Annotated in this window: 25 protein-coding genes; 12 read left to right on the forward strand and 13 right to left on the reverse strand. The window is 35.5% G+C overall.

Annotated features, from left to right (window positions below; genetic code table 11):
* Nucleotides 1-55 precede the first annotated feature (55 nt).
* From truB to ACJJVP_RS07830, 5 genes are all read right to left on the reverse strand, one after another.
* Nucleotides 56-769 (reverse strand): tRNA pseudouridine(55) synthase TruB, encoded by a 714-nt coding sequence (gene truB, locus ACJJVP_RS07810; protein ID WP_036157081.1) that lies wholly within the window; start codon nucleotides 767-769, stop codon nucleotides 56-58.
* A 22-nt stretch (nucleotides 770-791) separates the two neighbouring features.
* Entirely contained in the window at nucleotides 792-1589 is a 798-nt protein-coding gene (locus tag ACJJVP_RS07815; protein ID WP_405412407.1) for an undecaprenyl-diphosphate phosphatase, read from the reverse strand.
* Nucleotides 1590-1853: a DUF3098 domain-containing protein gene (locus ACJJVP_RS07820; RefSeq protein WP_405412410.1), complete on the reverse strand. Its 264-nt coding sequence runs from the start codon at nucleotides 1851-1853 to the stop codon at nucleotides 1590-1592. It abuts the gene before it with no gap.
* A 9-nt stretch (nucleotides 1854-1862) separates the two neighbouring features.
* Nucleotides 1863-2741, reverse strand: coding sequence for a cell division protein FtsX (locus ACJJVP_RS07825; protein WP_405412413.1), 879 nt, complete (start codon nucleotides 2739-2741; stop codon nucleotides 1863-1865).
* A gap of 63 nt (nucleotides 2742-2804) precedes the next feature.
* Nucleotides 2805-4679: a T9SS type B sorting domain-containing protein gene (locus ACJJVP_RS07830; protein ID WP_405412415.1), complete on the reverse strand. Its 1875-nt coding sequence runs from the start codon at nucleotides 4677-4679 to the stop codon at nucleotides 2805-2807.
* A gap of 118 nt (nucleotides 4680-4797) precedes the next feature.
* On the opposite strand from ACJJVP_RS07830, the gene ACJJVP_RS07835 reads away from it, so the two are divergent.
* From ACJJVP_RS07835 to ACJJVP_RS07855, 5 genes are all read left to right on the forward strand, one after another.
* A complete protein-coding gene (locus ACJJVP_RS07835; RefSeq protein ID WP_405412418.1) occupies nucleotides 4798-5658 on the forward strand; it encodes a UbiA family prenyltransferase in 861 nt (286 codons plus the stop codon).
* An 83-nt stretch (nucleotides 5659-5741) separates the two neighbouring features.
* Nucleotides 5742-9146, forward strand: a complete 3405-nt coding sequence (locus ACJJVP_RS07840) for a DUF559 domain-containing protein (RefSeq protein ID WP_405412421.1) — start codon at nucleotides 5742-5744, stop codon at nucleotides 9144-9146.
* An 89-nt stretch (nucleotides 9147-9235) separates the two neighbouring features.
* A complete protein-coding gene (locus ACJJVP_RS07845; RefSeq protein ID WP_405412423.1) occupies nucleotides 9236-9490 on the forward strand; it encodes a SemiSWEET family sugar transporter in 255 nt (84 codons plus the stop codon).
* 139 nt (nucleotides 9491-9629) lie between these two features.
* Nucleotides 9630-10730 carry an alanine dehydrogenase gene (gene ald / locus ACJJVP_RS07850; RefSeq protein WP_405412426.1) on the forward strand — a complete coding sequence of 367 codons (1101 nt, stop codon included), beginning with the start codon at nucleotides 9630-9632 and terminating at the stop codon, nucleotides 10728-10730.
* Between the two features lie 130 nt (nucleotides 10731-10860).
* Complete coding sequence (locus ACJJVP_RS07855) at nucleotides 10861-11559, forward strand: zinc metallopeptidase (protein ID WP_405412428.1); 699 nt, start codon at nucleotides 10861-10863, stop codon at nucleotides 11557-11559.
* Nucleotides 11560-11632: 73 nt separating this feature from the next.
* Here ACJJVP_RS07855 and ACJJVP_RS07860 read toward each other — a convergent pair whose 3' ends face one another.
* The 4 genes from ACJJVP_RS07860 to ACJJVP_RS07875 form a co-directional block, all read right to left on the reverse strand.
* The gene (locus ACJJVP_RS07860; protein ID WP_405412430.1) at nucleotides 11633-12139 is read right to left on the reverse strand and encodes a ferritin; all 507 of its coding nucleotides are present in this window, start codon (nucleotides 12137-12139) and stop codon (nucleotides 11633-11635) included.
* Nucleotides 12140-12242: 103 nt separating this feature from the next.
* On the reverse strand, nucleotides 12243-12560 hold the full coding sequence (locus ACJJVP_RS07865; RefSeq protein ID WP_405412432.1) for a hypothetical protein: 318 nt from the start codon (nucleotides 12558-12560) through the stop codon (nucleotides 12243-12245).
* A gap of 38 nt (nucleotides 12561-12598) precedes the next feature.
* Nucleotides 12599-13069, reverse strand: a complete 471-nt coding sequence (locus ACJJVP_RS07870; protein WP_405412433.1) for an Lrp/AsnC ligand binding domain-containing protein — start codon at nucleotides 13067-13069, stop codon at nucleotides 12599-12601.
* A 59-nt stretch (nucleotides 13070-13128) separates the two neighbouring features.
* Nucleotides 13129-14502 (reverse strand): saccharopine dehydrogenase family protein, encoded by a 1374-nt coding sequence (locus ACJJVP_RS07875; RefSeq protein ID WP_405412436.1) that lies wholly within the window; start codon nucleotides 14500-14502, stop codon nucleotides 13129-13131.
* An 81-nt stretch (nucleotides 14503-14583) separates the two neighbouring features.
* On the opposite strand from ACJJVP_RS07875, the gene ACJJVP_RS07880 reads away from it, so the two are divergent.
* From ACJJVP_RS07880 to pckA, 4 genes are all read left to right on the forward strand, one after another.
* Nucleotides 14584-14976 (forward strand): DUF423 domain-containing protein, encoded by a 393-nt coding sequence (locus ACJJVP_RS07880; RefSeq protein ID WP_405412439.1) that lies wholly within the window; start codon nucleotides 14584-14586, stop codon nucleotides 14974-14976.
* Between the two features lie 61 nt (nucleotides 14977-15037).
* Nucleotides 15038-16504 carry an SLC13 family permease gene (locus tag ACJJVP_RS07885; RefSeq protein WP_405412442.1) on the forward strand — a complete coding sequence of 489 codons (1467 nt, stop codon included), beginning with the start codon at nucleotides 15038-15040 and terminating at the stop codon, nucleotides 16502-16504.
* On the forward strand, nucleotides 16505-17638 hold the full coding sequence (locus tag ACJJVP_RS07890) for a glycerate kinase (protein ID WP_405412444.1): 1134 nt from the start codon (nucleotides 16505-16507) through the stop codon (nucleotides 17636-17638).
* A 251-nt stretch (nucleotides 17639-17889) separates the two neighbouring features.
* Nucleotides 17890-19506, forward strand: coding sequence for a phosphoenolpyruvate carboxykinase (ATP) (gene pckA, locus ACJJVP_RS07895; protein WP_405412446.1), 1617 nt, complete (start codon nucleotides 17890-17892; stop codon nucleotides 19504-19506).
* A 56-nt stretch (nucleotides 19507-19562) separates the two neighbouring features.
* On the opposite strand, the gene ACJJVP_RS07900 is transcribed toward pckA, so the two are convergent.
* From ACJJVP_RS07900 to ACJJVP_RS07910, 3 genes are read right to left on the reverse strand one after another with little or no spacing between them, the layout of a single operon-like run.
* Nucleotides 19563-20306 carry a uroporphyrinogen-III synthase gene (locus ACJJVP_RS07900; protein ID WP_405400665.1) on the reverse strand — a complete coding sequence of 248 codons (744 nt, stop codon included), beginning with the start codon at nucleotides 20304-20306 and terminating at the stop codon, nucleotides 19563-19565.
* Between the two features lie 8 nt (nucleotides 20307-20314).
* Entirely contained in the window at nucleotides 20315-20968 is a 654-nt protein-coding gene (locus ACJJVP_RS07905; RefSeq protein WP_405412449.1) for a DUF4271 domain-containing protein, read from the reverse strand.
* The gene (locus tag ACJJVP_RS07910; protein ID WP_405412452.1) at nucleotides 20968-22641 is read right to left on the reverse strand and encodes an ArnT family glycosyltransferase; all 1674 of its coding nucleotides are present in this window, start codon (nucleotides 22639-22641) and stop codon (nucleotides 20968-20970) included. The genes ACJJVP_RS07905 and ACJJVP_RS07910 overlap by 1 nt, the downstream gene beginning before the upstream one ends.
* A gap of 135 nt (nucleotides 22642-22776) precedes the next feature.
* On the opposite strand from ACJJVP_RS07910, the gene ACJJVP_RS07915 reads away from it, so the two are divergent.
* From ACJJVP_RS07915 to ACJJVP_RS07925, 3 genes are read left to right on the forward strand one after another with little or no spacing between them, the layout of a single operon-like run.
* A complete protein-coding gene (locus ACJJVP_RS07915; protein WP_405412455.1) occupies nucleotides 22777-23505 on the forward strand; it encodes a polyprenol monophosphomannose synthase in 729 nt (242 codons plus the stop codon).
* A 2-nt stretch (nucleotides 23506-23507) separates the two neighbouring features.
* On the forward strand, nucleotides 23508-24845 hold the full coding sequence (locus ACJJVP_RS07920) for a dihydroorotase (RefSeq protein ID WP_405412458.1): 1338 nt from the start codon (nucleotides 23508-23510) through the stop codon (nucleotides 24843-24845).
* On the forward strand, nucleotides 24842-25276 hold the full coding sequence (locus ACJJVP_RS07925) for a DUF4296 domain-containing protein (RefSeq protein WP_405412461.1): 435 nt from the start codon (nucleotides 24842-24844) through the stop codon (nucleotides 25274-25276). Before ACJJVP_RS07920 ends, ACJJVP_RS07925 begins: the two co-directional genes overlap by 4 nt.
* Here the strand turns inward: ACJJVP_RS07925 and ACJJVP_RS07930 are convergent.
* Nucleotides 25257-26264, reverse strand: a complete 1008-nt coding sequence (locus ACJJVP_RS07930; RefSeq protein ID WP_405412464.1) for an NAD-dependent epimerase/dehydratase family protein — start codon at nucleotides 26262-26264, stop codon at nucleotides 25257-25259. The genes ACJJVP_RS07925 and ACJJVP_RS07930 overlap by 20 nt on opposite strands.
* Between the last annotated feature and the right edge of the window lie 52 nt (nucleotides 26265-26316).

The raw sequence follows: 26316 nt of genomic DNA on the forward strand, positions 1-26316 counted from the left end.
ACCTTAATAATACCAAAATATTTTAGAAGATCGACAAATGGTAATCAATTGTTTATTACCTGTTTTCTTCTGTGCCTAACAAGATATTGGCATAAGCCAAAGGGTCTTGAGCATTATCTACGTTAAAATCACCTATTTTGGTTCTTCTCAATGCTGTTAAATGGGCTCCAGAATTCAATGCTTTTCCAAAATCATGAGCCATTGACCTTATGTAAGTTCCTTTGCTACATGCAATTCTAAAGTGAACATTCAATCCGTCAATATCGGTAATTTCAAAAGCGCTTACATTTACTTTACGCTTTGGTATATCTACTGTTTTTCCTTCTCTTGCCAATTCATATAAACGCTTGCCATCTTTTTTAAGTGCTGAAAATACAGGTGGCGCTTGTTCTATATCACCAATAAATTCATTGGTAGTTGCTTTTATAAGCTCAGATGTAATATGTTCTGTACTAAAAGTCTCGTTTATTTCGGTTTCAAGATCATATGAAGAAGTAGTTGCACCTAAAGTGAAAACACCTGTATATTCTTTTTCTTGCCCTTGATATTCAGTAATTTTTTTAGTGAATTTACCGGTACAAATAATTAGAAGTCCTGTTGCTAACGGATCTAAAGTACCCGCGTGCCCTATTTTAAATTTCTTTAAGCTGAATTTTTTTCTAATAGCCCATTTCAATTTATTAACAGCTTGAAAAGAGGACCATTCTAGTGGTTTATCGATCAATAATACCTGACCGTTCAAATAGTCTTCTTTGGTCAAATCTTCCATGAATTTGGGTGTTTATTTTGTATTACGGATTAGTAAAACCGTAAATAACGGCAATTAACCCTACCACAAGGCAGTAAATGGCAAAGTAAGATAGCTTGCTTTTGCGAACCAATTTAATCATCCAAGTACAAGCGGCAAGACCGGCAACAAAGGCGGCAATAAAACCAGCGCCCATGGCTACGTTATTTTCTCCGTTAAAAGTTAAATCTCCGCTCATAAGGTCTTTGGCAATTTTACCAAAGATCAATGGTACTACCATTAAAAATGAAAATCTGGCGGCTTTAGATTTGTCTACACCTAAAAGAACTGAAGTAGAAATAGTGGCTCCACTACGTGAAATACCAGGTAGCATAGCAATCGCTTGAGAGATACCTACAATAAAGGCATTACCAAAACTTACTTTCTTATCCGTGTCTTTAGCTTTATCAGCAAAATATAAAAGTACTGCCGTAATGATCAACATAAAGCCTACAAATCTGATATTTCCCCCAAAAAAGGCTTCTAACTGTTCTTCAAAAAACAGACCTACGAATACGGCCGGTAACATGGAGATGATGATTTTAGCGGAAAACTGACTTTCTTCGTTCCATTTAAACTGAAACAATCCGCTTAAAATTTCCCAAATATCTTTTCTAAAAACTACAATTGTACTCAATGCGGTTGCAAAGTGTAGTACTACGGTAAATAATAAACTTTCTTCTTGAACAGAGTTATCTCCTAAAATGGCTTTACCCAATTCTAAATGCCCACTTGATGAAACAGGTAAAAACTCGGTTAATCCTTGAATAATGCCGAGTATAATAGCGTCTAAAGTATCCAATTAATCTTTCTTTTTGTGTGGGTTTAATAAAATGGCATAAATTTCTATGCCTAAGCCGATAAGAACCAAAGTCGGTGCAAGTCTAATTCTTCTAAAATTAAATATTTCAGGATTGAATACGTTGGGGTCATCGCTACCGCCACCGCTCATTAAAATAAAACCTATTGCAATACAGGCAAGGCCAATAAACATGAACATGTAATTTTTCTTCTGAAAAATAAATTCTTGTTTAGAACGCTGTTCCACTTTGTTGTTTTTACTCATACCGCAAATTTAATAATATAATTCGTCCGTTCTAAGATTTAAGAAACGTTGGGTCGCGAAATAGGTGCTAATGAACGAAATAAGTATGCCTAATAGAAAAACGCTAACGAATAAAATAATCAAAATATAAGGTTCATCGAATAGCCCTAGATCTTGAAAATTAATATTTACATAATACACGACACCACTAATCGCCAATAAAGCAATTGCAGCACCGATCATACCTAGTTTAATGTTTTGCCATATAAAAGGTCTTCTGATAAAGGTTTTTGTGGCCCCGACCATTTGCATGGTTTTGATGATAAATCTTTTAGAATAGATAGATAATCGAATAGAGCTATTGATCAATAATACTGCGATAAAGGTAAATATGGCACTAGCTACCAAAATCCAAAAACCTATCTGTTCAACACTTTTCGCTACCATGCTTACTAATACCTTATCATAACTAACTTCATCGACAAAACTCTTCTCTGAAAGGGTGTCGGCGATTTCTTCTACTTTTTCAGCTGTAACAAAATCTGCATTTAGTTTTACGTCGATAGAGTTTTTTAGCGGGTTATACCCTAAATAATCAACAAAATCCTCGCCAATATCTTCACTATGTTGTTTTGCTGCCTCTTCTTTGGATACGTATGTAGAAGATTTGGTGTATTCAGACATTGCTAAGGTTTTTTGAAGCTGTTCAACTTCAATTTCCTTGGTATTTTCTTTTAGAAACACAGAAATGGTGATTTGTTCTTTAGAACGATCTGCCATTTTTTTGGTGTTCAGGACCAGTAATCCTAAAATGCCCAGTAGAAATAAGACTAATGCAATACTTAGCACCACTGAAAAATAGGAGGAGATGAGTTTGCGTCTTTGATAATTTTCGAAGGAGTTCGCCATAGTACTTAAAAGTGCAGTAAAAATAGCAAAGTATTGTTAAATGGGACTTAAAAAAATAAAGCCTTAACGTTTTAAACTGAAGTGCCCCTTAAATTGTATAGAATCAGCCTCAATTAGATACCAATAATCATCTTCTGGCATTCGTTCACCTTTAAAAGTGCCGTCCCAAGAAGTAGAATTTGCATTCCCGAATTTTATAAGCTTACCGTAGCGGTCAAAAATTGAAATGGTAACGGAATTAAAAACTTCTAATCCGTCAGGTTCAAAAATATCATTGACAGTATCGCCGTTCGGTGTAAAGAACTTTTGAATGACCAAATGGTAAAAATCCTCCGTTACAACACCGCAATCTTTACTGTCTTGAACGTAAATAGTGTAAAATCCGCCTTGTACAGCTTCAAAAATAGGACTGGTTTGAAATGAGATTCCATCTATAGAATATTCAAAATTTCCACTGTTGGCAGTAGAAACTACTATTGATGGTCCGTCAGATACTATTTTATCAATTCTAGGTAAATTTATTTGTATAACTGTGATGGTTCGTGTGGCCAAGCATCCATTGGTGTTAGTTACAATGACTGCGTATTCGCCAGCTTCAGTAACGTCTATCATTTGGGTGGTAGCGCCTGTAGACCATTGGTAGGTGACGTTCTCAATATCGGCATCTAGAGTGATAAAAGAATTTTCACAAAGAAAAGCATTAGAGTCATCAGGTATGGTCGGTAATGGATTAACGGTCAGCGTAACTGCTGTTCTTGTGGTAGATGCACATTCAATTTCTGTTGAATTAGCTTCTGCGTAATAGGTGCCGGCAGTGCCAATTTCTAAGTTTCGGTCATCGGATAAAATTAAATTTCCGCCAGTAGCGGCATCGTACCAATTAATGGAATATGAATTTTGCGTATTGACGGATAGTGTACCTAGTTCTCCTTCACAAATGGTTACATCTCCGTTACTTACAGGAGCAGCGGGAATAGGTAGAACGGTAATATCAAAAACATCGGATACCACGTTGCATAAATCGTTATTTACATTGACAATATCCTCTGCGATTTTTGTTCTAAAATAGGTAGTTGTAGTAACTGCCGGAGTATTCAAAATCGCACTATTTTCACCAGCGATGTCTACCCAAGTTTGCTGATCTGTACTTTGCTGCCATTGGTAGGCATGAGAATTGAATACAGAAGAATCTGGTGTTGCTGTCAAAGTTCTTGAAACACTGCCTTGATCTTCGCAAACTACCAAACTAGCTTCATCTGCTGCCGTAGTAATGGTAACATTATCACCGCAAGATCGAAATAGAATATCGTCTATAGCAAGATCGTTTCCACAGCCACCATTGCTATTGTTCCTCATCTTTAAAATAACAGATGTTTGCCCAGGTTCCGTTTTGAAAACGAGCGCATATTGCTCCCATTCAGTGCTGCCTGTATTTGGAATACTACCTGTATCTCCCTGAGAGAGCAATGTAGTGTCTGTTTCGTCCCATATTTGAAAACGAACATTCACAGGAATACTAATTCCTTCGCAACTGCCTGCAGGTGATAAATTAATAAGCCAAGATGAAAATTCATAAGTGGTGTTTTCGCATAGTCCAGAAACTTCACGATGGTAAAATTCTCCTGCGGTAAAACTGGCATTAACAAGAAGTAATTTTCCATTACTATCTCCAGATGTGTGGTCTTGCAGTGAAAGCCAATCGAAGTAATTTGTTGTACTAGAGATTGTATAATCACCATCATTGGGCGTTCCTGTTGTAAAATTATAAGTTGTTGTGCCGGCAGGTAATTCGGGTCCATCAGTGGTACCTGAACCAAAATCGTCAATAAAAATAGGGTCACCGGAATTGCCGCCACAGAAACCAAGTTGTGCTTGCAGTGAAGTTATACAACTACTGATTAAAAAAAGAGTAAGTATAAAAAATTTGGGGTTCGTCATTTTCACTGTTTAAAGATATACTTTTTGCTACAATGCTTATTTATTATTAAAAATCAGTTGCTGTATCTCTTTTTAAGAATACTATTTTTACTACATCTTAAACGTAACTTTTGATAAGATGTTGAATTTATTAGATCTAAAAATATCCAGACCCGGACTTTGGTTTCCTACAATTTGGATTTATTTGGTTCCTTTTGCAAATGAGGTAGATTTTTGGTTGAATGTTAATTTTTGGCTCGGTCTTTTCTATGTCACTTTCCCTTTAAATTATTTGGTCTACGGTCTAAACGATTATAATGATATAGGTGCTGATGCATTTAACGCTAGAAAAGGAAATTTTCTGTTTGGTGCAAAGGCTTCAAGATCGCAACTAAAAGGAGTGCTTACTAAAATTACAATTCTCACATTCATATTTGTAGTTGCCTTCACTTTTATATCCGGCTTTAAAATGTTCTTACTTCTGCTGTTTATGGTAGTCGTAAATATCCTTTATAATTTTAAACCGTTCAGAATAAAGGAACGACCTCCTTTTGAAATACTAATTCAGGTAGGGTATGTAGTAACCGTATTCTTTTCAACAGAACTAAATGATTTAGAAACGCTACCATGGCAAACATTGGTGTATTTGTCTTTGTTTGCATTTCAAGCACACATTGCGGGCGAAATAATGGATATAGAGCCAGATTTAGCTTCGGGCAAGCGAACAACTGCTACTTTAATAGGGCGTAACAACTCAAAACTACTAATGCTCTTGATATTGGTATGCGAATCTGTTTTGGTCTGGTATTGGTTTGAAGATGTGGTGTTGGCATCATTTCTTGGTCTCTTTTCTGCATTTATGGTATTAGATATTTTTGTGATATTCAAGGGCAGGGCGTATACGTTGCCAGAAATGAAATTGTTTGGTTATCTCATAAACTTATCTGCATTGGCATCTATGCTTTGGGTACTCTATAGTGGTAAATTACTCATGGTTTAACCCAAAACGTAACAATGATGTTATTCTTTCGCTTTTAGCAGAATAAACCTATTTTTGCGACTTACAGAAAAGAAGTAAAGATCATGCAATACAATTTCAACGAAATTGAAGCCAAATGGCAAAAATACTGGGCAGAAAACCAAACATTTAAAGCAGAGAACGATTCTGAAAAAGAAAAATTCTATGTGCTTGATATGTTTCCTTATCCTTCTGGTGCGGGGCTCCATGTTGGGCATCCGTTAGGTTATATTGCAAGTGATATTTATGCACGATATAAGAGGCATAAAGGCTTCAATGTATTGCATCCACAAGGGTATGATTCTTTTGGTTTGCCTGCAGAGCAGTATGCCATTCAAACAGGTCAACATCCTGCGGTAACTACGGCGGCAAATATTAAAACGTACAGAAGGCAGTTAGATCAATTAGGTTTTTCTTTTGATTGGAGCAGGGAAGTAAGAACTTCTAGTCCCGAATATTACAAGTGGACACAATGGATATTCATACAAATATTCAATTCTTGGTATAATAAAGATACCGATAAGGCAGAAGATATAGAAACCTTGATTTCTAAGTTTTCTACGGATGGTAATGCAAATGTGAATGCCGTATGTGATGATGATATTGAGGTATTTACAGCTGATGAATGGACTGCTTTTTCTGATGTTAAAAAACAAGAAATACTATTACAGTATAGATTAACGTATTTGGCGGATACCGAAGTTAACTGGTGCCCTGCACTAGGTACGGTATTGGCAAATGACGAAATCGTAAACGGAGTATCAGAGCGTGGTGGACACCCGGTTATTCGTAAAAAAATGACCCAGTGGAGTATGCGTATTTCAGCATATGCACAACGTTTGTTAGATGGTTTAAATAAGATAGATTGGCCACAACCGTTAAAAGATTCACAGACCAATTGGATTGGAAGAAGTCAAGGAGCTTCAGTCACGTTCCCCATCCTAACCTTCCCCAAAGGGGAAGGGACTGCGCCTGGCTATATGACCGGAGGTAATAATTCTCATTTGTTGCTTGATAGAGCAAAAGAAATGAGGGCTAATCCTACTGCTGCTGAATCAGTTCTTTGGGAGTCTATAAAATCTAAGAAACTAGATTATAAGTTTAGGCAACAACATTTAATAGATGATTTCATAGTAGACTTCGTTTGTTTATCTAAAAAATTGGTAATTGAGGTAGATGGGGAAATTCATGAAACTCAAAAAGAAGCTGATTTAAAAAGAACTAAGGTTTTAAATGGTTTAGGTTATAAAGTCGTAAGATTTAAAAATGAAAAAGTAATTGGAAATATTGATGGTGTTTTAGAAGAGATAAAGGCTCATTTGGAACAACAAAATATTCCCCCTTCGGGGGCTAGGGGGATTGAAGTTTTCACAACTCGTCCTGATACCATTTTCGGAGTTTCATTTATGACCTTGGCGCCAGAGCACGAATTAGTAGGTAAAATAACTACACCAGATCAGAAAGCTGAGGTAGAGGCTTATATAGAGGCAACTGCAAAGCGTTCTGAGCGCGATCGTATGGCAGACGTAAAAACCATTTCGGGTGCTTTTACAGGAGCTTATGCTGAGCATCCGTTTACCAAAGAACCTATTCCTATCTGGATCGGAGATTATGTCTTGGCGGGTTATGGTACAGGAGCTGTGATGTCCGTTCCATGTGGAGATCAGCGCGATTATGATTTTGCAAAGCATTTCAATATTGATATTCCCAATGTATTTGAAGGTGTGGATATTTCTGAAGAAGCATTTGCCGATAAGGAGAAGACTGTTATTGCTAATTCTGATTTCTTAAACGGATTACCATATAAGAAAGCAATGAAGCTGGCTATCTATGAGTTGGAGAAAATTGGGCATGGCGAAGGAAAAATAAACTATCGTTTGCGCGATGCTGTTTTTAGTCGTCAAAGATATTGGGGAGAGCCTTTCCCAGTGTATTATGTAGATGGTATGCCACAGATGATTTCTCCAGAACATTTACCAATTGAGTTGCCAGAGGTTGAAAAATACTTACCTACTGAAACCGGTGAGCCACCTTTGGGTAATGCTGAGGTTTGGGCATGGGATACCGTTGCAAATAAAGTTGTAGATAACAGTGAGATAAATAATGCCACCGTGTGGCCACTTGAGTTGAATACCATGCCAGGTTGGGCAGGTAGTTCACAGTATTTTAATAGATACATGGACCCGCATAATAGCGAGGAGATATTTTCTGAAAAAGCGATTAACTACTGGCAAGATGTAGATTTATATATAGGTGGTAGCGAACACGCAACAGGTCACTTATTGTATTCTCGTTTCTGGCAAAAATTCATGTTTGATAAAGGTTTGGTACCTAAAGATGAGTTTGCCAAGAAGTTGATTAATCAAGGAATGATTACGGGGACTAGTGCGTTTTATTATGCGGTCTCCTTTTCATTGGAAAAGATTAAAAAATCTGATTTGAATCATTATCGTCTTATCTATCCTTATCAAGTATTAATTTCAAAGGATGATTATTTTGATATTCTCTCAAATAAGTTAATGATAAATGAGTTGCAGGAAAGAATTAAGAATAGTGAAAAGTATAAGGAGTTAGTAGATGAAGGTATCCAAATAGATTTTTCCCAATTCAAAATTTCTGATATAAGGCCATTACATATTAATGTTTCAATGATTAATTCATCCGATGAGGTTAAAATGTCAGATTTGAAATCTTGGATTGGTAGTGCGGTGGATGAATTTGACTTTAGCTTAGTAGAAGGTGAAATGTATTCTGTAGGTCGCGAAGTTGAAAAAATGTCCAAATCTAAATACAACGTTGTTAATCCTGACGCTATTTGTGAGGAATATGGTGCGGATAGTTTGCGTTTGTATGAAATGTTCTTAGGTCCGTTAGAGCAATCAAAACCTTGGAACACGGCAGGTATAACGGGAGCACATGGTTTCTTGAAGAAACTGTGGAAATTGTACACGCCCTTTTTAGATGAAACTGCGGTCGCTGAGCGTAGCCGAAGCGAGGAGGAGCCATCTAAAGAATCATGGAAAACATTACATAAGACAATTAAAAAGGTAGAAGAAGATATTGAGAATTTTAGTTTCAATACATCCGTATCTACATTTATGATTTGTGTAAACGAGCTTTCATCACAAAAATGTGTCAGCAGAAAAGTGTTGGAGCCTTTAGCGATATTGGTATCTCCATACGCACCGCACATTGCAGAAGAGTTGTGGAGTAAATTGGGTCATACAGATTCTATTGCAACAGCACCTTTTCCAAAATTTGAAGAAAAGTATATTAAAGAAAGTGATAAAGAGTACCCTATCTCCTTTAACGGTAAAATGAAGTTTACTATGCAGCTATCTTTAGACTTAAGTAAAGATGAAATAGAGGCAGCAGTAATGGCGCATGAAAAAACCCAACAACAGTTACAGGGTCGCGAACCGAAAAAAGTGATTGTAGTGCCTGGTAAAATAGTCAATATTGTAGGGTAGTTACAATTATAGATATTAAAGTAAGAGGCGATGAAAATCGCCTCTTTGTGTTTCATGAATTTTTTAGTACAGTTGTAAAATATAAAAATATGGATGGTATTGAAATCTTAGGTTTGGTCGCAGCTACCTTTACCACAGGGGCTTTTGTACCACAGGTATATAAGACCTGGAAAGAGAAATCTACCAAAGATATTTCTTTAACCATGTATAGCGTTTTGCTTTTAGGAGCCTTAATGTGGTCGGTTTACGGATTTTCATTACAAAGTTTACCTATCATCATTGCAAATCTGGCAACGGCAGTATTGCTTCTAATCATGATTATCTTAAAAATTAAACACAAATAGGAGTATACCCCCTAGTAATTAGGGGTATGTCTGTTATAATTTAATAATTTTACCAACCTACCCCTACGTTTTATCGATTTAATGTTTGATATATGCATAATTAGTTTCAATTTTGCAGTGTAACATAAAATGATAAATCATGATTGTTGGTATTCCAAAAGAAATTAAAAACAATGAAAGCAGGGTAGGTATGACGCCGGCCGGAGTTTTCGAATTGGTAAAGAACAACCACAAAGTATATGTCCAGTCAGATGCTGGTGAAGGCAGTGGTTTTTTCAATCAAGATTATCAACAGGCGGGTGCCGTTATATTAGATACTATTGGTCAAGTATACGCTATGAGTGAAATGATCGTAAAAGTAAAGGAGCCAATTGAAGATGAATATGATTTAATTCAGCAAGGTCAAATACTTTTTACGTACTTCCATTTTGCGTCAAGCGAGGCTTTGACAAAAGCTATGATAAAGCAGAAAGCGATTTGTATAGCCTACGAGACGGTAGAAGATGAAGAAGGTACATTGCCGTTATTAACGCCAATGTCTGAAGTTGCCGGTAGAATGGCAATACAGCAAGGGGCTAAGTATTTAGAGAAGCCTGTAAAAGGCCGTGGAGTGTTATTAGGTGGTGTACCAGGTGTAGCTCCGGGTAAGGTTTTGGTCTTAGGTGCTGGTGTAGTTGGTATACAAGCTGCTAAAATGGCAGCAGGTCTTGGTGCTCACGTAACTATCTTAGATGTTAATATGAAACGTTTGCGTTATGCAAATGATGTTATGCCGCCTCATGTGGTGACTGAATTTTCAAATGAGTTTAATATAAGAAGACTTATAAAAACACATGATCTAATCATTGGTGGTGTGTTGTTGAAAGGAGCAAAAGCTCCAAATTTGATTACAAGAGACATGTTGAAAGAAATGAGACCAGGTACCGTAATCGTAGATGTAGCGGTTGATCAAGGTGGTTGTGTAGAGACAACAAAGCCTACAACGCATGAAGACCCTATCTATATTATTGATGACGTTGTTCATTATTCAGTAGCGAACATGCCAGGGGCAGTGCCATATACCTCTACTATGGCTTTGACCAATGTAACTTTGCCTTATGCTTTAAAATTGGCAAATTTAGGTTGGGAAGCTGCTTGTGAAAAAGATGCATCTTTAAAGAAAGGATTAAATATTGTGGAAGGAAATGTAGTATATCAAGAAATTATTGAAGCCTTTGGTTGGGAAGAGATAGTTGCTTAAACAGTACATTTTGTCAGTAAAATATGCCTCGCCATATCCGAAAGGAATTTGGCGGGGTTTTTGCTTTTCTATCAGTAGATTCTTAAATAAGTACGAATCTTTAGTATATTTAAATTAATAAAAGAAAATTATGTTTGGATTTGATATAGGATATATAGTAATCGCGGGTGTTTTTAGCCTTTTGAGTATGTTGGTAAGCAACCGATTGAAAAGTAAGTTCAAGAAATATTCAAAAGTGCATTTAAGAAATGGGCTCAGCGGTGCCGAGATAGCAGAAAAAATGCTGGCAGATCATGGTATTCGTGATGTGAAAGTTATCTCAACGCCTGGTATGCTTACGGATCATTACAATCCTGCGAATAAAACAGTAAACCTAAGTGAAGGTGTCTATGCGCAACGTAACGCCTCGGCGGCGGCGGTAGCAGCTCATGAAGTTGGGCATGCTGTACAACATGCAACCGCTTACAGTTGGTTGGGTATGCGTTCTAAATTAGTGCCAATTTTAAATGTAACCTCAAAATTTTCTATGTGGGTAATTATGGGAGGGTTCATGTTAATGGGAACTACGGCGATTGGTGGTACTATAGCATGGGTAGGCGTAGGTCTGTATGGTATAGGAACCTTGTTTAGCTTTGTAACCCTACCGGTAGAATATGATGCAAGTAACAGGGCATTGGCTTGGTTAAAGAATAAAAACATGCTTGCACAAGACGAGTATGCAGGAGCAGAAGATGCATTAAAATGGGCAGCTAGAACTTATTTGGTAGCAGCAATTGGAGCATTAGCGACCTTATTATATTTTGCAATGCGTGTAGCGAGTAGAGATTAATATTAGATTTTTAGATATAAAAAAAGGGAGTTAAATATATTTAACTCCCTTTTTTTATTTGAATAAAATATTCTTATTTGATACGTTCGTCAATTAATTTAATTGCGATGCCTTCTCTACCCATAACTTCAAATAGGTCTAAAATATCTCTCATTGATTTCTCTTCTTCTAATTGTTCTTTTACAAACCACTGTAAGAAATTTTCAACAGCGTAATCTTCAGTTTTCTTAGCTAAAGAAATTATTTTATTGATAGACTTAGTTACTTCTATTTCTTGTTCTAAGGCAGTTTCAAATATTTCTTCTAATGAAGAATAATCATGATTTATATTTGAAATTTCTGGAGAAATTGCATTACCACCACAATCATTAATGAATTTAAAAATTTTCATCATATGCTCACGCTCTTCGGTTGCTTGTCTGTAGAATAACTCTGCACTGCCTGAATATGAATTTTGATCACACCAAGATGCCATAGCTAAATAAGATGAAGAGGCTTTGCCTTCCATTTGTATTTGGTCATTAAGGGCATCTAAAGAAGTAACCTTAATGCTCATGTTTAATCTTGCGATATCTTTCATTTCTTTACTATTTTGTATAAAAGTAGTAACTATATGATAGAATAGAGAATATGCGCCTTAATTTGAATTTGATTTAAGACTAATTCTAAATAAGAAAGGTTGATTAGGTGGTTGTATTCGCAATTTGGTCGACATCTATGTTGAAGAAACCGTAATCGACCAAAGATTTTAAATCTAATAATTCTATCGTATTTAGAACAAAAAGGTGTTCTTTATTACAAAGCATCAATATTTCAAATCCGTGTTTGTTTAGGTTAGAATCAAAATGGTCTTCAATTGAGATGTTTCGCACTTTAGTTCGTAGTGCTAAAAATTGGCAAAAAGATAATTTAATGGTTTTTTGTTCCATGTCTAGGTAATGACATTTTTCTTTATCAGATTGATAAAGTGTATAGAATTTAGAACGAAAAACCGTTTTCATACTTCAAATTTAATCTTTATTTAGATTGAATCAAAATATTAAATCGTAATCTGTCTATCAATTTGTTGTGCCAACGAGATAAAGGTTTCTGTTCTAGATACACCATCTATAGCCTGTATTTCTTTGTTCAATACTTGCATAAGATGTTCGTTATCTCTGCATAGCACTTTTATAAGAATAGACCAGTTTCCTGTCGTGTAATGACATTCTAATACTTCGGGTATTTTTTCTAAGTGCTTTACTGCCATTGGGTTGCTCATCGCCTTATCTAAATAGATACCAATATATGCCATGGTGGTATAACCTAGCGATTTGGGGTTGACAATAAATTTTGAACCAGATAATAATCCAGATGCTTCCAGTTTACGAAGTCGTTGGTGAATAGCTGCGCCAGAAATGCCAATACTTCTTGCAATCTCAAGTACCGGTTTGCGGGCATCTTCCATTAAAAACCGTAAGATTTTTTTATCGATTCCATCAATTTTAGCTAAAGAAGTAGTTGCTTTCATACCTTGTAGAATTAAATATAAAAATACCTATTTGGTTTAAATATGAAAGTTAAAAAGGTTTAATTAACTACAGAATTTGGGTTGTAACCTAAATAAGGCACATCATATTCCTTAAAGTTGACGCCATATAATTTAAGTTCGTTTAAAATAGGTTCATAAACTTCTTTAGAAATCGGGATTTGAACTCCCGCAGTAGAAATTTCGCCGTTCAATATTTTTAACGCGGCCATAGCAACAGGTAATCCTACGGTTTTAGCCATTGCGGTATAGGTTTGGTTTTCTCCGATAACTACTAATTTAGAATCTATTTGTTTTTTTTCTCCGTTTATTTCATAACCGAATTTATGATACATAACGATCATATCTTTCTCTTCAGCTTTAAGCGTCCAGCTATCTTCTAGAATTTTTTGAAGTGCCTTTGCTGGTGTAGCATTTTGAATTTCTATTCTTTTTGTTTCATCAAAGATGTTTAGTTCTGCTAATTTTTCCCAACGAATATCATCTTGATCTAATTTAAGATAATGTCTAAGTTTTAGCTCTACGGAATCTGTGGGTGAATAGGGTAGAAACAGATTTATAAATTCACGATAACTCATGTTTTCAGAGTTTTCTATGGTATACGTATCATCTGTAGCTCCTAATTGAATAAACATATTCCATGCCTTTGAAAAACCTACACGGCGCATTGTACCTCTATAAATGGTTAGAGCATCTTGTAATTTATAAGCTTCTCTGTAGTTTAAAGAATCGCGATTGGCATAGCCTTCAAAACGTCCATATCCTTCAATCTCAAAAAATTCTGTACGTCTAAATAGTCGGTGATAGGGTATGTATTTATAAGTACCCTCTTGTGTGAATTTGGCAGTACCGCCTTGCCCAGCAAGAACAACATTTCTGGGGTTCCATGTAAATTTATAGTTCCAAAGGTTGTTGTCATGTTCTGGTGCTACCAAGCCGCCACAAAAAGATTCAAATAAGATTATTTGGCCACCGTTATCCCGTATGCGGTCAATCACCTGCATAGCGCTCATGTGGTCTACACCGGGATCTAGTCCTATTTCATTCATAAATACTAATCCTGCTTCTTTCACTTTTTTGTCAAGCGCAAGTAATTCTGTACTAACATAAGAAGCGGTTACCAAATGCTTTTTTAGTCGAACACAATCTTCTGCTACCTTAATATGAAATCGAGCGGGAAGCATAGAAATAACGATATCTGAATTTTCAATAGCCTTTTGCCTAGCCGTTTCTTCGAATATATCAAGAACGAAAACGGTACAACGAGCATGTTCTGCAATCGACGAAGGTATTGCGGTCGGATTAATGTCGCCAATGATAACTTCCAGTTTTTCAGCTTCCGCTTTTCCTAAAAGATAATCTAACAAATAAGAGGTTGATTTGCCAGCGCCTACAACTAGAATTTTTCGCATCATACGTTTTCAGTATTTTTGAGTGGTAACGATTTACTAAGGTATCAAATTGTTACATTTATAAAGAAAATTACAGATAAAGTTATGAAAAAAACAATTTTAGGCACAGCATGTTTTTTTGGAATGTTCGCGGTTGTTCTGGGTGCATTTGGTGCACATGGTTTAAAAAACTTAGTAGATGCGCAGTCTGTAGCCACTTTTGAAACGGGAGTTCGTTACCAAATGTACCATGCCTTTTTTCTATTTGCGCTTGGTTTGTTACCCAGCGAACTGCTAAAGTCAAAAAAAACGATTTATATATGTACGGTAGTCGGCGTAGTGCTGTTCTCCTTTTCCATTTATCTATTAGCGTTAAATGCTCTTGTGGAATTTGATTTTAAAATATTAGGAATTATAACTCCGATCGGTGGTTTGTTTTTAATCGCGGCTTGGGCGTTTTTAGGATACGGAATTATCAAATCTAAAATTGCGAAATAGAGATGGTATTACTGCATTTTAGTACTTAAATAACGTATTTTCATTGAATAATGGCGATTATATGGGTAAAACTAGATTATTAGGACTTGTTTTGGGTCCACTTTCGTTTATATTAATTTTTTCTTTTTTTCATCCAGAAGGGCTTTCGGTACAAGCTAATGCAGTTTTGGCATCAACCATTTGGATTGCCATTTGGTGGATTACAGAGGCGATACCTATTGCTATAACGGCATTATTGCCATTAGTACTGTTTCCGCTTTCTGGTGGATTAGATCTATCGTCAACGTCTGGTTCGTTCGGTCATAAGTATGTTTTTCTGTATATGGGTGGATTTATAATTGCTATCGCCATTGAAAAATGGAATCTTCATAGAAGAATAGCATTAAATATTATCAATCTCATAGGGTCTGATGTAAGAAAGATTATTCTCGGTTTTATGGTAGCCACGGCCTTTTTATCTATGTGGATATCTAATACGGCAACTTCGGTAATGATGTTACCTATCGGTTTGGCGATAATTAAACAATTGCAAGACAATCCAGATACGGTAGAAGATGAAAACCAGACTTTTGGTAAGGCATTAATGCTGGCAATAGCCTATAGTGCGTCTATTGGTGGTGTGGCAACATTAATAGGTACGCCGCCAAATTTGGTTCTTGCAGGTGTTGTATTAGATACGTATGGCTATGAAATAACCTTTATGCAATGGTTTGCATTCGGTTTACCAATATCTATAATTCTAATTTTTATATGTTGGAAATATTTGACTAAATATGCCTTTAAGTTTAAGCAGAAAACTTTTCCTGGTGGTAAGGAAGAAATAAAGCGGTTAATCGTTCATCTTGGTAAAATAACCTACGAGGAGAAGGTAGTGGCATTTGTATTTGCACTAACCGCTTTTTGCTGGATCACGCGTTCCTTTTTGCTACAAAGACTATTGCCCGGTTTAGATGATACCATCATTGCTATATTTTTTTCGATTGTATTGTTTTTAATTCCATCTAAAAAGAAAGGCGAACAGTTGATTAATTGGGAAGAGGCAGTAAAAATGCCGTGGGGAATAATTCTTTTGTTCGGTGGTGGTATGGCGTTAGCAAAAGGTTTTGAAGTTAGCGGATTGGCGGTATGGATCGGTAGTCAAATGACCTCATTATCTGGTTTGCCGATAATTGTTTTGATTTTGGTGCTGATAGCCGCGGTAAACTTTTTGACCGAAATAACATCTAACCTTGCCACCACGGCTATGCTATTGCCTGTTTTAGCACCAATGGCCTTAACTATAGATGTTCATCCATTTGTTCTAATGGTTGGTGCGGCGGTTGCCGCGTCATGTGCATTTATGCTACCTGTAGCCACGCCTCCAAATGCGGTAGTATTTGGGTCTGGCTATTTAAGAATACCCGATATGGTGAGCAAAGGGTTTTTTATGAATATTATTTCTATCATTCTATTAACCTTTTTCGTATATTTTGTACTCCCAGAGTTATGGGGTATTTCAATAAATAGTTTCCCCGATAAATTCAAATAAATGAAGCTATTACTTATACCGGATAAATTTAAAGGTTCTTTGTCTAGCGAAGCTTTTTCAAGAGCTTTTACTTCAGGTTTAGAAAAAACAGGACTTTCTTTCTCGTCTCATCATATTAAGGCATCAGATGGAGGAGATGGTTTTATGAATGCGGTTGCAAGTTATAAACCTTGTATTTCAATGCAGGTAATTAGCCAGAATCCTTTAGGGAAACTGATGCAATCTTATTATCTATATAATCAAAAAACGAAATCTGCTTATATAGAATTAGCAAATACCTCTGGTATGGAGTTGTTGTCGCCAGAGGATAGAAACCCTATGCTAACGACCACTTATGGTACTGGTCTACAAATAAAAGATGCTATAGAAAAAGGTGTTAATCATATTTACGTTGGCTTAGGAGGTAGTGCAACAAATGATGGTGGTATAGGAATCGCCAAAGCATTGGGATATATTTTTTTAAACGATAATGGGGAGGAATTAGATGTAATAGGGGCTAATCTACAATCAATACATGCTATAGATGATAGCGGTGTTTCTAAAAATATAAAACGGGTTAAGTTTTATGCGGTAAATGATGTTACGAATCCATTATTTGGTCAAAATGGTGCAGCCTACGTGTATGCCAAGCAAAAGGGCGCAACTGACGTAATTGTAGAAGAGTTGGATATGGGACTTAGGAATTTAGATGCTATTGTATCTAAAAAATATCATATAAATAATGGTCGATTATCTGGTTCAGGTGCAGCTGGTGGTGCAGCCTATGGCCTTAAATCATTTTTAAATGCCGAATATTTGAGTGGTATCGATTTTGTTTTAGAATTGTCTGGAGTGTATAAGTTGTTATCTGAAAAAAAATTTGATTACATCATTACTGGCGAAGGTAAAATTGATGAGCAGACATTGAACGGAAAATTATTGCAAGGTGTACTTAATTTGGGCAAAAGATATAATCTTCCTGTAATTGCAATTTGTGGAAGGTTGGATATCTCAAAAAAGATGCTAATAGAAAAAGGAATTTTTGATGTATTCGAAATTCAAGATAATAGTAAGAACTTAGAGTATAATATGAAGCATGCAGCCATGCTTTTAGCTACAAAAACGGCTGATTATTTCAGTGTGAAGCGAGAATAAGTTAATAAAAAATAGATCTATTTTTTATTAACTTATTAAAATTTTAAGTCTAAAATAATAATAATGTATTCAAATGGCGCTATTTCTTTATAATGTGTATTAAAAGAGATAAAATGCCTGTGAATATTTTTCATATTTAGTGTTTATTTAATTGAATTCGTATTTCGACGATAAATGGAGCTAATTGAGCTCTGAAAATCAGAGGTTCAGCTTTTATTTTTTTAGTTTTACACGAACAAATTTTCTTAAATATGAAAAGCTCAACTACAAATGCGAATACTATATCCCTAAAAAATTATGGGATTACACACGCCAATTTTCATTATCAGGAAACGCCGGAAGAACTTCAGAAAACCACTCTAGAAATGGATATGGGAGTTGAAGCTAGCAATGGAACACTTGCTATTAATACTGGTGAATTTACAGGTAGGTCCCCTAAAGATAGATTTATTGTAAAAGATGATATTACCAAAGATAAAATTTGGTGGGGAGATATAAATATTCCATTTGAAAAGGAAAAATTTGATGCATTATATGCTAAGGTTATTTCTTATTTAAACGAAAAAGAACTTTTCGTTAGAGATAGTTATGCATGTGCAGATGAAGATTATAAACTGAACATTAGGGTTATAAATGAATATCCTTGGTCTAATATGTTCGCTTATAATATGTTTTTACGTCCTACTGAAGCAGAACTACAAGATTTTACTCCTGAGTGGACTGTTATTAACGCTCCCGGTTTTATGGCCGATGCCGAGGTAGATGGTACAAGACAACATAATTTTGCAATTTTAAACTTTACGGATAAAATTGCATTGATTGGTGGAACAGGGTATACCGGAGAAATTAAAAAAGGAATTTTTTCTGCTTTGAATTTTATTTTACCTGTATATAGAGAAACATTACCAATGCACTGTTCTTCTAATGTTGGTGAAGATGGAGATACGGCAATCTTTTTTGGGTTATCTGGAACAGGAAAAACAACTTTATCAACAGATCCGAATAGAAAGTTAATAGGAGATGACGAACATGGTTGGACAAGTAGAAATACCGTGTTCAATTTTGAAGGTGGATGTTACGCAAAGGTGATTAACTTATCTGAAGAGCAAGAACCTGAAATTTACGGAGCTATCAAACCAGGTGCAATACTTGAAAATGTGGTGCTAGATGATAAGGGCAATATTGATTTTTCCGATACTTCAATAACACAAAATACAAGGGTTAGTTATCCAATTCATCATATAGATAACATACAACAACCATCTATTGGTAAGAATGTAAAGAATATTTTCTTCTTAACTGCAGATGCTTTTGGAGTACTGCCTCCAATATCGAAGCTTACTCCTAGTCAAGCAGCATACCACTTTATTTCTGGGTATACAGCTAAGGTTGCAGGTACAGAAGCAGGTGTTGTAGAGCCTGTGCCGTCATTTTCAGCTTGTTTTGGTGCACCGTTCATGCCATTACACCCAACAAAGTATGCCGAAATGTTAAGTAAAAAGATGAAAGAATCTGGTGTAGATGTATGGCTTGTGAATACCGGTTGGACAGGCGGCCCTTACGGTATTGGAACACGAATGAAGTTAAAGTATACTAGAGCAATGATTTCAGCTGCATTAAACGGCGATTTAGGTCTATATTCTTATGACAAGTACCATATTCATTCTGTATTCGGTGTGGCGCAACCTAGAGAGTGCCCAGGTGTACCAACATCGGTATTAAGCCCAAGAGCAACTTGGAACGATGATGAAAAATATTACAACACTGCATTTAAGTTGACTAATGCCTTTAGGGAAAACTTTAAAAAATTCGAAAGTTATGCCAGTGAAGAAATCAGAAGGGGCGGACCACAACGGTATGCGTTTTAAGACAATAAAAAAAGCCTTGCATTGCAAGGCTTTTTTTATATGGTTATACTAGCGTTCTATTTATTAACGCTCATTATATATTTCTGTAAAGCCATCGTCATAGAAGGTGTCTCAGGTGTTGGTGCTTTAATATCTATTCGTAATCCAGCATCTGTTGCTGCATCTACTGTAGAGTTTCCGAAAACTGCAATTCTAGTTTCTTTTTGGTCGAAATCTGGAAAATTCTGTAATAGTGATTCTATACCCGACGGACTAAAGAATACTAAAATATCATAGTACACATTTCGTAAATCAGAAAGATCGCTAATAACGGTTTTGTAAAAAATAGCTCTTTTCCAGTTGATGCTTAAAGAATCTAGAGTGTCAGGCACATCTTGTTTCAATACATCTGACGAAGGAAGCAGGAATTTTTCGTCCTTATATTTCTTGATCAGTGGTACTAAATCTGTAAATAATCTTTTACCTACGTAAATCTTACGTTTTCTGTAGACGACATATTTTTGAAGGTAATAAGCAACCGCTTCAGATTGGCAGAAGTATTTCATAGAATCTGGCACTTTAAATCGCATTTCATCTGCGATTCTAAAGAAATGGTCTACTGCGTTTCTACTTGTTAAGATGATAGCGGTAAAATCATTCAAATCTATCTTTTGCTGTCGCACTGTTTTTGCGTCAACTCCTTCTACATGAATGAATGGTCTAAAATCAACCTTTACTTTCTCTTTGTCGATAAGCTTGGAATAGGGGGAGTTTTCCATTTTCGGCTCAGGTTGAGAGACCAAAATCGTTTTTACTTTCATATGCTGCACTATTTTAGAAAGCTTCCCATAATAACTAAGGGTGCAATTTCGAGTGCGCAAAGGTACAAAATAAAATAGAAAAAATAGCTGCTAATAAATTTTTGGTAATTCCTGAGTACTGTAACCCAACCAATTATATTGATTGCAAAAAATAGAATCAAGCCAATAAGAATTGCAATTTTTGAATCTATAAAAACGTAAGCCAAAAATATATTAGCAATAAAAAGTACAATGCCCGCATAATTGAAATACGTTAATTTCTTAAAAATCAACTCGTTAAAAGTACTGTATGAATTAAATATGAATCCGTTGAACAGTTGTGACATTGTTTTCAGAGTTATAAATAAGAAAACACCTGCAAGAAGTAAAGGAAAAATATAAGGGTTTTTTGCTTCCGTAGGATTTAGGTAAGCTCTCCAAATAAAAAAAATAAATAAGGTCGTATTTATGATTTGAAAGACGCTTAGAAGAAAATGAAACCAATTAAAGAGTTTTTCTTTCTTGGTGTACATGGTAATATACTTATTGTTGAAAGGGAGAATAATGAAGTTTAAAAAACGGGTATAATAGATGCTTTTTGCAATTAATGGAAACAAAAGACTTACCATAAGTGTTATGGTGATCCAATCGGTTTGCTCAAAAGTTCGTGCAATAGGTTCCATTAGTTTATCGGAATTGCCTTTCCGTTTAGACCATATAAAAGGTCATTTTCAGAAATTACTACTCTAAAGTAGCCAATGTTTTCCTTTTTCGTTTTAGGTAGTTGAAATTTAAAATTTGTAGTGTCTTGCTGTTTTAACAATGTAGTTCCCTCTTGGGTGGGTTCTACTGTCATTTGTAGTGTCTCCAAGGGTATTTTGTAGTCATCCATATAACTTACTGCAAATTTCAATTTTTTAAGGCTTATGTCAATTTTATACGGGTTGTACACTTTAAGCCTAATAGGTATGTTTGAGGTTAAATTCATTGTAGAATCTTCAACAATACAATTTAGTTTTCGAAAAGATTGAAAATCAGTGATGAACTTGCCTTTATATGTTGCACCATTATCTTTAGTATAAGTAAAAATTGGATTGTTTAAATATTTAGTAACATAAGCAACATCTTTACCGCGTACAATTTCTTCAGAGTCGTTTATAGAATACTGATTTTTTCGATACATGAAGTTATTCAAAGAAAAGGTCTGTGTTGCATTGGTGTAAAAAGAATACATTGGTGCATTTCTGTAAGAGTTTTCAAATACCACAGGTATGCCGCCAACTTCGTCTTCAATAGCCTTTGCCCACTCTTTGTTACCATGACTTTCGTAATAGAAATTAAAAAGTAGCGGCTGGTATGCTAATCCCATTCTTAAATAAATAATTAAAACGGTATTAATGAGTCCTAATCTAAAAATCCAGGTTAAGGCTTGCTTGTTTTGTAGCATGTAGTTAAATGCGATAATTACCAATGGTATGCAAACAATAATAATCCATTGTGTTTGAACCCTTCTGTTGAAACTAGAGACAAAAAAGAAAATAAGTACACCGTAAGTAAGATAGATAAGAGCCTTGTTGAATAGGTCATTTCCTTTAGTTTTAAACAGCGCCTTATAGATAAACGGAAAGGTTAAACCGAATATGGCAACCAAATTAACAATGAAACCTAGGGTGTATTTTTCAAAACTATATGCACCGTTAGGGCGTTCATATAAATGATATTTTATAGATACAAAGTCATTTTCGTATAGCCAATAAAAATGAGGGGCATAGCAAAATAAGGCGATAACAACGGCAAGCCAGGCATATTTGTTGGTGACGAGTTTAATGTTGGATAATAACACGAAAAATATAACCAGTACTGCGTGGTATTTACTGTACATTAAGGCAGCCATAAATATTCCCATAACTACGGCTAAACCAGTAGTAGGGTTTTTAATAAAATGTTTATAGGTCAATAAAAAGCAACTGGTAAAAAATAAAAGCGGTGTATCTGGTAATGTGAAAAAACCGTAGGCATTTAAGAGTATCATGGAAAAAACCAGAACAAAAAAATGTTTTATATAATCGTTCTTTTTTTGGTTGTCTATCATCATCCAAAGAAGGACAATGTTAACTGCAGATAATACGCAGCTCATAAACCGCACGCCTAATTCGCCATCAAAGAAGAAACTGCTGATTTTCACTAACAGTGCCACCATCGGCGGATGGTCAAAATAACCCCAAGCCATATTTTGACTGTAATACCAGTAATAAGCTTCATCAAAAATGAGTTGCGTAAAACTAGATTGTATAAGGTTAAGTATGAATATGGCAGCTAAAAAAAAGTAGAACTGCTTAGGGATTTTAGTCGGCATTTGCATAGATTACTAAGTGTCAAAATTACAAATTTACGGGGAGCTAACTAATCTAAAAATTTCATAAAGGTTTTGTTGGTCATTTTAAGACGACTATTAAAACCTTACTTTTGTCGAAACACCTATAAATAACATATGTCCAGTAGTATCGTAATCATACCTACGTATAACGAAATTGAGAATGTAGAGGCTATAATTAGGGCGGTATTTGTTTTGCAGAAAGATTTTCATGTACTTATTGTAGATGACAATTCTCCTGACAACACAGGTGATTGCGTGCGCGGACTTCAAGAAGAGTTTAAAGGAAAACTTTTTTTAGAGACCAGACTGGAAAAATCAGGATTAGGAACCGCTTATATTCATGGTTTTAAATGGGCAATAGCCAAGGGGTACGATTATATATTTGAAATGGATGCTGATTTTTCGCATACACCTTCAGATTTGTTAAGGTTATTAAAAGCCTGTGAGAACGGAGCTGATTTAGCGGTAGGTTCTAGATATAAAAAAGGAGTAAATGTAGTAAACTGGCCACTGCATAGAGTGTTGTTGTCATATGGTGCATCCATATATGTAAAGCTGATTACCGGTATGCGTGTAGATGATCCTACGGCAGGTTTTGTTTGTTATAAAAGAAAGGTATTAGAAGCTATAGATTTAGATTCGGTTCGTTTTGTAGGTTATGCATTTCAGATAGAAATGAAGTTTAGAGCACATTTAAAGCACTTTAAAATAGAAGAAGTTTCTATTATATTTAGGGATCGCGTATTGGGGAAATCAAAAATGAGTTCCTCTATTATAAGTGAGGCTATTTGGGGTGTCTTTGTTATGAAAATGAGAAGTCTATTTTTGAAAAATAAATTTTAGTTATGGGTAAGATTTTATTGAAAAACGGTACAATTGTTAATGAAGGCGTAACACAAGAGAGTGATATTCTAATTGTTGATGACGTTATCGCAAAAATAGGCAAAGACATATCTGATACCGATGCTGAGATTGTAGACGTAACCGGTAAGCATATATTACCTGGTGTTATAGATGATCAAGTTCATTTTAGAGAGCCAGGTCTTACGCATAAAGGTACTATTGCTACAGAAAGTAGAGCTGCACTTGCAGGAGGTATAACCACTTTTATGGAGCAGCCCAACACAAACCCACAATCAACCACAATTGAAAAATTAGAAGAAAAGTTCACAACTGCCGCTAATTCTGCATTTGCCAATTATTCATTTTTATTTGGAGGAACCAACGATAATTTAGAGGAGTTAAAAAGACTTGATAGAAATGCCTGTTCTGGTATTAAATTGTTTTTAGGATCTTCGACGGGTAATATGTTGGTAGATGATGAAAAGGTAATTGAAAGTATTTTTAGTAATACGGAAATGGTCATCTCTGCCCATTGCGAAGATGAGACCACTATTCGTGAAAATTTGGCAAAGTATAAGGAAGAGTTCGGGGATAATATTCCTATTGAAATGCACCCTATTATTAGAAGTGAAGAAGCATGCTACCTATCTTCATCTAGGGCAATTGCTTTGGCAAAGAAAACTGGAGCTAGGTTACATGTATTTCATTTATCAACAGGAAAAGAGACAGACCTGTTCCGAAATGATATTCCGTTAGAGCAAAAGAAAATTACTGCAGAGGTATGTATTCATCACCTTTGGTTTTCTGATGCCGACTATGCCAAAAAAGGAACGTTGATAAAATGGAATCCTGCGGTAAAAACAGCAACCGATAGAGATATGCTATGGGATGCTCTTTTAGATGACCGCGTAGATGTTATTGCAACAGATCATGCGCCACATTTATTAGAAGAAAAAGACAATGTGTACACAAAAGCACCTTCTGGCGGGCCGTTAGTGCAACATGCATTAAATGCCATGTTAGAGAAAGTGAAAGAAGGGAAAATAACTCTAGAGAAAATGGTACAGAAAATGTGTCATAATCCTGCAATATTATTTCAGATTGAAAAGCGTGGGTATATTCGCGAAGGCTATTTTGCAGATTTGGTAGTAGCAGACCTTAATAGTTCTTGGACAGTCACAAAAGAGAATATTGCTTACAAATGTAAATGGTCCCCTTTTGAGGATACCACATTCTCATCTAAAATCGTACATACTTTTATAAATGGACATTTAGGGTATAGTAACGGACATTTTTCTGAAGAGCGAAATGCGAAAAGGTTAACATTCAACAGACCATGAGAAAAATTTTATTTTTAGTTCTAGCAATGCTGGTTGTTTCTTCTTGCGCTGAAGAATTGATAGAGAAGCCAGATAGTTTGATTCCTGAAGATAAAATGGTTTCAATTATAAAAGAAATGGCCATTGTAAATGCGGCAAAAGGAACTAATTTAAGTAGGCTACGAGAAAATGGTGTAGAACCCTCGGTTTATATATTCAATAAATTTAAAATTGATAGTGCTCAATTTGTAAACAGTGATAGGTACTATGCATCAAAACCTTTACAATATGAAAACATGTATAAAAAGGTAGAGTCTGATCTAGAAGAGTTACGTTTAAAAATAGAAGAAGAGAAAAAAGTAAGGGATAGTCTTAGTTTAATTGAGAAAAACAAAAAGAATATTGACCTTAAAACCAATGACTCTACTAAGACTAAGAAAGTTCAGAAATAAATAGTTTAGAAGAAAAAGAAATCTGTTTATCAATTGGCTCAAAATCCATATGTAAAGCCTGTTTAATTTTTGAATTACAGAAAGTAGTAGGGTGTTTTAATCCGAAAATAGTATTTTTTGTAACAGTCCTAGGTTTTCCGGTTAGTAGATTTCTTATGCTGTCTAAAATCTTTCCGATATTCAATTGCCAAAATTTTAAAGATTTTGAAGGGGGCTTTTTGTCCATTGATATTGCAATTTTCCTCAAAACTTTTTGATAGCTCAAATTCTCGGCTACCAGAATAAATCGCTCACTGCAAATATCAGAATCCATAAGGGCGATCATAATATTGGTAACGTCGTTTACGGTAACAAATCCTGATCCGCCAGGGGGGTAATAATCATATCCTTTAGAAGCGGTTTTAAAGAAAGAACCGCTACCGTTGTTCCAAAATCCTGGACCAAGAATAACTCCCGGGTTAACAATTACGACCTCTAGATTTTCTTGTGCACCACGCCAAACTTCCATTTCGGCAAGGTGTTTCGTAATAGCGTACGGATTTGCATTCTGCCGTGTCCATTCGGTTTCTTCGTCTACTATTTCATTATTGATTGATCTTCCAATTGTACCAATGGTACTTACATGACACAATTTGTCTACCCCTTTGGTTATACAGATATTTACAATATTGGCTGTGCCTTCTCTGTTGATACGTTCCAATTTTTTAAAATCTAACGGATTAAAAGAAATATATGCGGCACAGTGATATACTTGCGTAATATCTTGAAAAGCAATTTCTAAAGAAGGAATATCTAAAATGTCTCCCTGAACCCAATCAATTTTGTTAAATAGGGCTATGGCGTTATCAGAATAATAAGAGAAGATTTTATTTACTCGATCGAGCTTGTCTGTAGTTCTATATAAAGCCCTGACCTTTGTATTGTTCATCGTTAATTTCAGTAGCAAATGCGACCCCACCAACCCTGTGCCTCCTGTAACTAATACCATATTTCAAATTTAGGAAATACGAGTGAATAAATTCATGCTTTAATCTACTGTG

The organism is Maribacter sp. Asnod1-A12 (assembly GCF_045063735.1).
GTDB lineage: Bacteria > Bacteroidota > Bacteroidia > Flavobacteriales > Flavobacteriaceae > Maribacter.